Consider the following 11,152-nt stretch of genomic DNA (forward strand, 5'->3'; position numbering starts at 1 on the left):
TGAGAATGGCAACAGCAAACTTGGGTTTTGAAGAAAAATTATGGAGCATGGCCGATAAGCTGCGCGGCAGCATGGATGCTGCTGAGTACAAGCACGTCGTGTTAGGTCTTCTTTTCCTTAAATATGTATCGGATGCTTTTGAAGAGAAATACGAAGCACTGAAGAATGAGCCCTATGCGGACCCCGAAGATCGGGACGAATACGTAGCTGCGAACATCTTCTGGGTACCAAAGGATGCACGTTGGAGCCACATTAAGAATAATGCCAAGAAACCGGAAATCGGCCAAATCATTGACCAAGCAATGATCGATATCGAGAAGGAAAATGGTTCGCTGAAAGGTGTTCTGCCAAAGGATTATGCCAGACCTGCCCTTGATAAAACGCGCCTTGGCGAAGTCATTGACTTGTTCTCGTTCAAGGTTGGGGATGAAGATAGCCGCTCCAAGGATGTTCTTGGCCGGGTATATGAATACTTCCTTAGCAAGTTTGCCAGCGCTGAGGGTAAGAACGGCGGTGAATTCTACACGCCGAACAGCGTTGTTCGCTTGCTCGTTGAGATGATTGAGCCATATAAGGGACGTGTTTATGACCCTTGCTGCGGTTCCGGTGGAATGTTTGTTCAGAGCGAAAAATTCGTCGAAGAGCACCAAGGCAAACTAGGAGATATTGCCGTATATGGCCAAGAGTCGAACCCAACGACTTGGAAGTTGTGTAAAATGAACTTGGCGATCCGTGGGATTGACAGCAACCTGGGAGAACATCATGCGGATACGTTCCATAACGATCTGCATAAGAACTTGAAGGCCGATTACATACTGGCCAATCCTCCGTTCAACATTAGTGACTGGGGCGGCGAACGGTTAACGGAAGACGCCCGTTGGTCGTACGGAATTCCGCCAGCAGGCAATGCCAATTACGCCTGGATTCAGCACATGGTAAACAAGTTGGCTCCAAGCGGTGTGGCCGGTTTTGTCTTGGCGAACGGTTCTATGTCGACGAGTACAACAGCGGAACTTGAAATTCGGCGCAAGTTGGTCAATGCAGATTTGGTGGATTGCATAGTAACGTTGCCAGGGCAGTTATTCTACTCGACGCAAATTCCAGTCTGCCTTTGGTTTATGGCGAAGAATAAGGCCCCAAGAGGGCTTCGCGATCGCCGCGAAGAGATTCTGTTCATCGATGCTCGGAAAATGGGTCAAATGGTTGATCGTACGCATCGCGAGATGACTTCGGACGATATCAAGAAAATTGCAGATACGTACCACGCTTGGAGAGGGCAGGCTGAAGCTGGAGCATATGAGGATGTTAAAGGCTTCTGCAAAGCTGCGAAACTTACGGAAGTACAAGAACATGAATATATATTGACTCCAGGACGATATGTAGGCATTGAGGATGTCGAAGAGGATGGCGAGCCATTTGAGGATAAGATGACTCGGTTGACCTCGGAGTTGGCTGAGCAGTTTGCTAAATCGCGACACCTGGAAGACGAGATTCGCAAGCGGCTTGGAGGGATTGGGTTTGAGTTCTAATTCTGGGTGGAAGACATTTATATTAGAGGAAGTTCTCGAAATATTAATTGATTATAGAGGGAAAACACCTAAGAAAACTGACACCGGTATTCCTCTAATTACTGCAAAAATAGTTAAAAACGGCGCGATACTTCCTCCAAATGAATTTATTGATGAAAAAGATTATGATTCATGGATGGTCAGAGGTCTACCAAAGGTGGGCGATGTGGTGTTGACTACAGAAGCGCCTCTTGGGGAAGTAGCACAATTAAGTAATAGTAATGTCGCATTGGCTCAGAGAATTGTTACTTTACGAGGCAAAGCTAATGTGTTAGATAACGGATTCCTTAAATATTATCTAATGTCTAATATAGGTCAATCTAGGCTTAAAGAAAGAGAATCGGGTACAACAGTAACTGGAATTAAGCAATCAGAGTTAAGGCTAGTTCAAATCAACATGCCTGATTATGAAACTCAAATTGGGATATCTAAGATTCTTCATTCCATCGAAAATAAACTAGAACTTAACAATGCCATTAACAATAACCTTGAAGAAATGGCCTTAGCTCTTTTCAAACGCTGGTTTGTTGATTTTGAGTTCCCTAATGAAAATGGTGAACCGTATAAGTCCAGTGGCGGGGAGTTTGAGGAAAGTGAAATGGGGTTGATCCCGAATGGGTGGAAACTCGGGTCCATCGGTGACATTGCGACTCATAGAAAGGATACAATAAAGCCAGAAGATATTCCAAATGGTACAGTTTATGTGGGACTCGAACATGTACCACGAAAGAAGTTAGCTTTAGATAGCTTTGGTATATCTGACAACCTAGAGAGCAACAAAACATGCTTTAAAAACGGTGATGTACTCTTCGGAAAGTTAAGGCCTTACTTTCATAAGGTGTCCGTTGCCCCTTTTAGTGGTGTGTGCTCCACAGATATTATTGCATTGAACGCAACTGAAGAAACTTATTATGGATATTTGGTATCACACTTATTTAGCGAACGGCTAGTTGACTATGTAACTCAGTGTTCCAATGGAACGAAGATGCCTAGAACAAATTGGAACGATATTAGTAGATATAAAATAGTCATACCAACTGCTAAGGTGACAAGTGATTTTACAGGGATTTTTAAAGGCATTGTTAACAAAATGCAAACCAACTTCTTTGAGAATCAACAACTTACTCAAATCCGTGATACCCTCCTCCCTAAACTCATGTCCGGAGAGTTACAAGTGCCTAAAGATAATAAGTTTTCGCTAGACCAGATGTTAGACCGGTCACTGGTAGCCGAAGGCAAAGCTCAATACACCACCACTTAAACAAAGGAGGTGCACCCATGGCCCTGTACACCACATCGTACACCGAGAGTGACTTGGAACAAGCTGCTCTCGAATGGTTCGAAGAACTACACTACAACAAAGCCTACGGTCCCGAGATTTCACCTGAAGGAGAATATCCGGAAAGACAGTTCTATCACGACGTCATTCTGAAAGAACGCCTACGTGAAGCGCTTATCCGCATCAACAAGCAGCTGCCGCGTGAAGCCATCGAGGAAGCCATTCGTGTCATCGAAGTGCCTCGTAGCCCGAGCTTGATGATTAACAACAAAGCGTTCCAGAAAATGATCACGGACGGCATTGATGTTCAATATCGGAATGCCAGTGGTGATTATCCGACCGAAAAAGTATGGTTATTTGACACGCATCCAGACCGCGTCGACAATAACGATTTTCTTGTTGTGAATCAGTTTACGGTCATAGAGAACCAAGTTGATAAGCGGCCGGATGTTGTGGTGTTCGTCAACGGCCTTCCGATTGCGGTTCTGGAGCTGAAGAGCGCCTCCAATGAAGAAGTGGGAATCAGTGATGCCTACAATCAGGTGCAAACTTATAAAAAGGCGATTCCATCCCTATTCACGTATAACTCCTTCATGGTAATCAGTGATGGTGTCAACGCCAGAGTAGGCACGCTGACGGCTGACGAGGAACGGTTCATGATGTGGCGGACCATTAACGGTGAGGATGTGGCCTCCTCCTCCCTGCCACAGCTCGAAGTGTTAATTAAAGGCATGTTCGAGAAAAGACGTCTACTGGACATCATTAAGCATTTTGTTCTGTTTCAGACGGATGGTGAACGTCTTTTCAAAATACTAGCCGGTTATCATCAGTACCATGCCACTAATAAGGCGATTGCCGCTACGGAAAGAGCGACGCTGGAGGATGGCGACCGTAAGATTGGTGTCATTTGGCATACACAGGGATCGGGTAAAAGTCTGTCCATGGTCTTTTACGCCGGCAAACTGGTTCTAACGCTCGATAATCCAACGATTGTCGTGGTAACGGATCGTAACGATCTCGATGATCAGTTATATGCTACGTTTAGCAAGTCAAAAGACTTGCTCCGCCAAACTCCGCAACATGCCGAAGACCGCGCTCATTTAAAACAGCTACTTTCGGTGGAGTCGGGCGGGATTATTTTCACAACGGTTCATAAGTTTACACCCGAAGATGGCGAATCGGAGTACCCTGTGCTCACAGATCGCCGTAATGTCATTGTCATTGCGGATGAAGCACATCGCAGTCAATATGGCTTTCAAGCTGAGATGGTCACTTCCAAGGACGAAGCAAGTATAAAGTACGGCTATGCAAAATATATGCGTGATGCATTACCGAACGCTTCTTACATTGGCTATACCGGTACGCCGGTGGAGTTGACGGATAAGAACACTCCAGCTGTTTTCGGTGATTACATCGACATCTATGATATGACTAGGGCTGTGGAAGATGGCACGACCGTCAAGATTTACTATGAGAGCCGTATCGCACGGTTGGAGCTGTCGGACACTGAGCGTCCGGTTATCGACGAGGAGTACGAAGAGATTACCGAGTATCAAGAGTACACTCAACAAGAGAAGCTGAAGTCCCGATGGGCGCGGCTAGAAGCACTTGCTGGTTCGGAGAGGCGTATCAAGCAGGTCGCTAAAGACATGGTTGAACATTATGAGCAACGTAAAGGTGCGATGTTCGGCAAAGCGATGATCGTTGTGATGTCGCGGCGCATTGCCATCGATCTCTATAAAGAGATCATTGCCCTTCGCCCTGACTGGCACAGCGATGACGACAATGAAGGCAAAATCAAAATCGTCATGACTGGAAGTTCAAGCGACCCGGCTGATTGGCAACCTTATATTGGTACGAAGCGTCGCCGGGAGCATTTGGCCAAACGAATGAAGGATCTGAATGATCCGTTAGAGATCGTCATCGTGCGTGATATGTGGCTGACTGGGTTTGACGTGCCGAGTATGAATACGATGTACATTGATAAGCCGATGAAAGGTCATAACCTAATGCAGGCTATTGCTCGTGTCAACAGAGTCTTCCGTGATAAGCCTGGTGGTCTTATCGTCGACTACATCGGAATTGCAGATATGTTGAAGTCGGCACTCCAGCAATATACGGAAAATGATCGCAAAACTGCGGGGATTGACACAGACCAAGCCGTTGATTTCATGCTGGAGCGAATCCAACTCATCCGGGAACAGTTGCATGGACACGACTTTTCGAAATATGCATCGGAAAAAGCCTCCGAGCGCATGAAAGCAATCGTCGAGACGGTGGATTATGTGCTTGGGTTAGGCGATCAAGGCAAACGCAACTTTGTAAACTGGACGACTGAACTTGCGAAGGCCTATGCTCTATGCGCCACGACGGAAGCAGCGGAATCGGTGAACTTGGAAATTAGCTTCTACAAGGCTGTAAAATCCGGCATTGTCAAAATCATCACCACGGAGAACAAAAAGAAAACGACGAATGAACTGGATGCGGAACTGAACCAGCTGATTTCCAAGTCGATCATGTCGGATGAAGTTGTCGATATTCTTGAAGCTGTCGGCCTGCAGAAACCGAATATTGCGATCTTGTCGAATGAATTCTTGGAGCATGTGCGAGGGTTGAAGCAAAAAAACCTTGCGGTTGAGCTATTGAGAAGGCTCCTTCAAGGAAAGGTTAAAGCTGTTTCCCGCACGAGCATCGTTCAGTCGAAGAAATTCTCCGAAATGCTTGAGGAAGCTATTCGAAAATACAACAACCGCACCATCGAGACTACACAAGTCATCGAAGAACTGATCCAGATGGCCAAGGAAATGAACGCTGCCGTTAAACGCGGCGAAGATCTTGGTCTGATCAAGGAAGAAGTCGCCTTCTATGATGCGTTAGCTTCGAACGAGACAGCGAAGGAACTTATGGGTGATCTGGTTCTCAAGCAGATCGCTCACGAGTTGACCCAGGCTATAAAAAACAATATTAAGGTGGATTGGACTCTGCGTGAGAACGTTCGTGCTCAAATGAGGATTACGGTTAAGAGACTTTTGAAGAAATACGGCTATCCACCGGATCTTGAGAAAATGGCGATTGACTTAGTGCTTCAACAAGCGGAGTTAATGGCACAGGCAGAGACAGAAGAATTTAAATACTAACAGACATCAGGCGTAGCTAAAAGCAATTCTTTTTTAGCTATGCCTTTTTAATTAAAGTTTAGGAGGGACTCGAGGATGCCATTATTAAAAACGTACGACCTGTTCATTAGTCATGCTTGGAAATACAACGAACAATACTACAAAGTAGTTGAAATGTTAGACAATGCCCCTTTATTTAATTATCGAAATTATTCTGTCCCCAAGCACGACCCGTTAGTAAATCCTAATACTGATGTGGGAAAAAGACAGTTGACAGGTTTGTTGGATAAGCAAGTGAGACCTGTAAACTGTGTGCTTATAATTGCGGGAATGTATGTAGCCCATCGTTACTGGCTTCAAACTGAGATTGACCTTGCGCAAAAGTATGGCAAGCCTATAGTAGGAATTAAACCTTGGGGGCAAGAAAGAGTGCCACTCGAAGTACAAAATGCAGCGGACACAATCGTTGGCTGGAATACAGAATCCATTGTAAAAGCCATTAGAGCTTATTCTATTTAAGGAGTGGAATTATGAACGGTTATTTAATTTTCTCTGATTTAAAAGGTTTTTCTAAATTAACAGAACCAGAAATCCGCATTTTTTATAAAGAAATTATGCCTCAACTATCAGAAAGATTAAAGCCATTTATCGAAAGAGCCTCTGTATGGAATACCTGGGGAGATGCGGTTGTTGCCGTATATGAGTCAGGTCACGATGCAGTTGGAATGGCCCTGCTGTATAGAGACTTGTTTAAAGAATATAAATATCATGAATTAGGTATAACAAAACTGTATCCAAGAATAGCGGGGCATTACGGTGAATTTGAGTACTTTGATGATCCTTTGTTACAAAGGAGAAATGTACTTGGGACAAATGTAAACACCACAGCAAGGATTGAACCAATTACCCGGCCCGGGGAAGTTTTTGTTTCGAAACAGTTTAAAGAAGCTATTGAAAATTTACCTGAAAAGGTGACAAGAGTAAGTTTTGATGAACTCGGTGAGATTGAGTTAGCGAAAAACTTTGGAGTGAAGGAAATTTATAGATTATACCGAAATGATGAACCCAAACAGATAATTGATAGAATCTTGAGAACAGATTTATCATGGGCTCTGCCAGAAGCCCCGAAAATGTCAGAGGATGAAAGCAAAACGATAAATTTCTATAAAAACGCTCCAAATAAGGAGATATTACAGCAAGCGCTTAAGAGCGAACAAATAGAAGGGAAATCAGGACATTATATTATTGAACTGGCCGACATATGTAAGTCTTTTGGTTTTTACGAAGAAGCTATTACATATATTCAAAGGGCTGAACAGTACTTTCTAGACATAAACGAAATTAAAGTTTACCCTTTTAAGCATCAAAAAAGGCTATTAAAGATCAAAGCAAATTGCCTTACAAGGATAGGCGAATATGAAAGTGCGGCCGACATTGTGTACGGACTGTGGCAATTAGGTGCAAGAGACTCTGACACCTTATCAATGTTAGCAGCACAGTACAAGAGAAGGGCAATATTTGAAAATGGTCGGTTGCTTAAATACGATGAAATACGTAAGGAGCTTCTAGAAAGAGCAAGAGATTTATATTTGGAGGCATTTAGATTAAACATTGAAGAATATTATCCTGCCATTAATGTTGCATATCTATACAAATTAATGGGTGGCATGGAAGCTGGAAAAGGAAATAAATTGGCGGGATATATCCTCCAGTCATGGGGTCACAGAAAAGGTGAAGACTGGTGGATGGATTCTACATTAGCAGAGGCTGAATTAATTCAGGATGACCTCGAGCCTGCTTTAGATTTATTTCAAAACGCAGTGAAGAACCATAATCCAACTTCCTTTGAAAGAAGAGCAACGTCAGAACAAATTCAAATATATGCACATTTCACAAATCAACAAGCAAATGTCGAACCAATCTTGAAAATATTGGAGTGAAAATTTTGACTAGAGTATTTATTTCACATAAATCCGAGGATGCCCAAAAAGCATATTGGGTCGGCCAACAATTTCAGAGACAAGGAGTCTCTTACTATTTGGATGTACTGGACGACAACTTGTTTGGAAGTGGAGAAATTTTAACTAATCATTTAAGAAATAAGTTAAATGAATGCACTCACCTATTGGCTATTATAACGAACAATACCAAGATTTCTTGGTGGGTCCCCTTTGAGATCGGGTTAGCCACTGAACGAGAGTACCCTATTTCAAGTTATGTTAGTTACTGGGATAAACAGCGGTTACCGGACTACTTATGGAAGTGGCCTGTGTTAGAGTCTGATCAAGATTTAAACAATTACATTATGTTACTTAAGCGAGACAGGACTACATTGCTGAATGAGGAGATTAATAAATCTATCTATACAGCCAAGCCCAAAAATTATGCCGAGGCATTTCAAAAGCGCATGAAAATATTGACTGGACAGCTTAGATAATAGGTAATATGTACGCAAACAGGTTAGAAAATTGGATGACGTTAGGGAGGCATTGCATGGGGCATAAATGCTTTATTTCTTTCAAAACGGAAGATCTTGAATACAAAGAGTATATTCAGAAGAATATGGATATCGATATGATCGATCAATCACTAAACGATGCGATTGACTCTGAAGATGAAGATTATATTCTAAGAAAAATTAGAGAAGATTACCTTTCGACATCTACAGTTACTATTCATCTAATTGGAAATGTTAGTTCTGAAAAATTAGGTTATGAGGAACAAAAGTTTATAAAAAGGGAGCTGCAGGCTTCGTTGTACAATGGGAAAGGAAACACTCGTAATGGAATATTAGGTGTCGTCCTCCCTTCCATGTACAAGAGAATTTATTTAGGTTCATATACTTGTTCAACATGTGGCCAGAGTCACAATGCAATCTCAATTAATGATGATACTACAATTAAAGAGTTCTCGTATAATTACTTTATTCCAAATAGTAAATGTGTTTGGTACGAGGAAGATAGATACTGTGTATTAGTGAAATGGGATGAGTTTGAGGCGAATCCTGAAAAATTTATTCAAGATGCATTCGATAAAAGAAATAGCCCGATAGCTTCAAAAATAAAAGTTCGACCATAAAAATTTTGAAAAGTTAAGTGTTAACCAGTCCTGTTGCTAGATCATGGGGCATTTGAAAGTCAAGTTATGCTACTTTGGATTGTGTAAAGGAGAAAAAGGATATCATATAGGTAATATGGATTTGTTCTGAGTAAGAAATCTTATCTGTTGCAATTCTATATAGAAAGATTGGTTACTGAGTAATATTAGGTAGGGATGGTAAGTTAGTCGAGGAGGAGAGTTTATGCTTAAAGAAATAAGGTATGTCGACTGGAAAAGTTTTAAGAGATCGACTTTATATATAGACCCCTTAACAATCCTAATTGGAACAAATGCAAGTGGTAAATCCAATGCTTTAGATGGGTTGGTATTTCTTAAGGGACTATCGCAAGGTAAAGATCTGCAAAGCGCATTAATGGGTGAATCTACAATTCTCCTAGATTCGAAAATTAATGCTGTTCGAGGGGGAGTAGAGTGGGCTGCAAGAAAGCCGGGGACAGTATTTTCCTTAGAAACCTTAATCTCAATTAATGAAAATTTTGATTATGAATATAAAATTAAGGTAAGAACAGAACCACATGTAGAGTTAATGTCAGAGTCACTAGTATTAGTAGAGTATAAGAAGAGATCTGAGAAGCGGACAGAGTTATTTTCGGCCACTGTTGAACAAGACGACAGTCCAAGTGTACTTGTAACCCTATATAATGGGCAGAAAGGAAGACCTAAGAAAAGGAACTTTAGAAGAAATGTATCGATATTAAGCCAAATGCGTAACCAAGAATTAAAGGACGAAGTTATTAAGGGTATAGAAACTGTAATTTCTACTCAAGAGAATGTATTTATACTTGATCCTGTACCAGCTTTAATGCGGGACTACACCTCGTTATCTAATATATTGGCTAGTAACGCACATAATATCGCCGGTGTTATTGCCGCCTATCCGGATTCAGAGCAACGAGAACTAGAGAAACAATTATCTGGTTATGTTACTCGCTTGCCTGAAGGGGATATACGGAGAGTATGGGCAGAATCGGTTGGAAGATTCAAGAATGATGCCATGCTGTATTGCGAGGAAAAGTGGAGTACAGGATCAGAAGAATTAATAATGGATGCCAAGGGGATGTCTGATGGAACCCTACGTTTTCTTGGGATTCTCACAGCGTTACTAACCAGGCCCCAAAATACATTGATTGTTATAGAGGAAATTGATAACGGCTTACATCCATCTAGAGCACAATTGTTATTGAAGATGTTAAAAGAGATTGGTATGGAGCGAAAGATCGATATATTAATGACTACACATAATCCTGCCCTAATGGATGCTCTTGGCCCTGAGATGGTTCCATTTGTTATTACGGCACATCGGTCTTCAGAAACTGGTGAAAGCAAACTTACACTGCTAGAGGATATAGAAAATTTACCAAAGTTACTAGCAGTCGGACCTATTGGGAAGATAGTCACCAGTGGGAGACTCGAAGAAGTCCTCTCGAAAGACAAGGAGGGGAACTAGGTTGTCAGTCAAGAAAATACTGATTATTGATACCTCGATATTATGCTGTTGGATTAATGTTCCCGGAAAAGAGGACTGTGGAAGCGAAAATGACAGGTGGGACTCTGAAAGAGCAAGTAAGAAAATAAATGATGAGGTTCAAAGAGGAGCAACGTTGGTATTGCCTCTTGCGACAATTATTGAAACGGGTAACCATATTGCACAATCAACGGGTGACAGATATGCTACTGCCCTGAGATTAATTGATATTATTAAAAAAGCAATTCAGAATGAGACTCCCTGGGCTGCCTTCTCTGATCAGTCGGTTCTATGGGATGAAGGTGAGGTAAGCCGGTTAACGGAAGAGTGGCCAACTCTTGCTGCACAAGGAATTTCTATAGGTGATGCAACTATTAAAAGTGTGGCAGATTATTATGCGAAGATACAAAGTTATCAAGTAGAGATATTAACTGGCGACGCGGGTTTGAAATCATATGAACCTATTCAGCTGATGCCACCACCAAGAAGGAGGAAAGGGTAGTAATAATTTAAACATCAATACGGTCAAGTACAAAGATTCAAATACATCATTGAGGATTGAAGTAGAGAAAGAATGCTATCGAGAGTCTGTAAAATAGATTGT

9 protein-coding genes are annotated in these 11,152 nt (G+C 42.0%); all 9 read left to right on the top strand.

The genetic code is table 11. The annotated features are described in order from the left end of the window. The first annotated feature begins 5 nt into the window (after positions 1-5). Complete coding sequence (locus H4Q31_RS12380; protein WP_185179371.1) at positions 6-1,529, top strand: class I SAM-dependent DNA methyltransferase; 1,524 nt, start codon at positions 6-8, stop codon at positions 1,527-1,529. Next, the gene (locus H4Q31_RS12385) at positions 1,519-2,829 is read left to right on the top strand and encodes a restriction endonuclease subunit S (RefSeq protein WP_185179372.1); all 1,311 of its coding nucleotides are present in this window, start codon (positions 1,519-1,521) and stop codon (positions 2,827-2,829) included. Before H4Q31_RS12380 ends, H4Q31_RS12385 begins: the two co-directional genes overlap by 11 nt. Before the next feature lie 17 nt (positions 2,830-2,846). Then, a complete protein-coding gene (locus tag H4Q31_RS12390) occupies positions 2,847-5,984 on the top strand; it encodes a type I restriction endonuclease subunit R (protein ID WP_185179373.1) in 3,138 nt (1,045 codons plus the stop codon). A 75-nt stretch (positions 5,985-6,059) separates the two neighbouring features. After that, positions 6,060-6,482 (top strand): TIR domain-containing protein, encoded by a 423-nt coding sequence (locus H4Q31_RS12395; protein WP_185179374.1) that lies wholly within the window; start codon positions 6,060-6,062, stop codon positions 6,480-6,482. Positions 6,483-6,493: 11 nt separating this feature from the next. Further along, positions 6,494-7,903: an adenylate/guanylate cyclase domain-containing protein gene (locus H4Q31_RS12400; protein ID WP_185179375.1), complete on the top strand. Its 1,410-nt coding sequence runs from the start codon at positions 6,494-6,496 to the stop codon at positions 7,901-7,903. Between the two features lie 5 nt (positions 7,904-7,908). Beyond that, positions 7,909-8,400, top strand: a complete 492-nt coding sequence (locus H4Q31_RS12405) for a toll/interleukin-1 receptor domain-containing protein (RefSeq protein ID WP_185179376.1) — start codon at positions 7,909-7,911, stop codon at positions 8,398-8,400. Positions 8,401-8,456: 56 nt separating this feature from the next. Further along, the gene (locus tag H4Q31_RS12410; protein ID WP_185179377.1) at positions 8,457-9,041 is read left to right on the top strand and encodes a TIR domain-containing protein; all 585 of its coding nucleotides are present in this window, start codon (positions 8,457-8,459) and stop codon (positions 9,039-9,041) included. Positions 9,042-9,264: 223 nt separating this feature from the next. Then, positions 9,265-10,530, top strand: a complete 1,266-nt coding sequence (locus tag H4Q31_RS12415; RefSeq protein WP_185179378.1) for an AAA family ATPase — start codon at positions 9,265-9,267, stop codon at positions 10,528-10,530. Position 10,531: 1 nt separating this feature from the next. After that, positions 10,532-11,050: a hypothetical protein gene (locus H4Q31_RS12420; RefSeq protein ID WP_185179379.1), complete on the top strand. Its 519-nt coding sequence runs from the start codon at positions 10,532-10,534 to the stop codon at positions 11,048-11,050. Positions 11,051-11,152: the final 102 nt, after the last annotated feature.

It is taken from the genome of Cohnella lubricantis, from assembly GCF_014212015.1.
In the GTDB taxonomy this organism is placed as follows: Bacteria; Bacillota; Bacilli; order Paenibacillales; family Paenibacillaceae; genus Cohnella; species Cohnella lubricantis.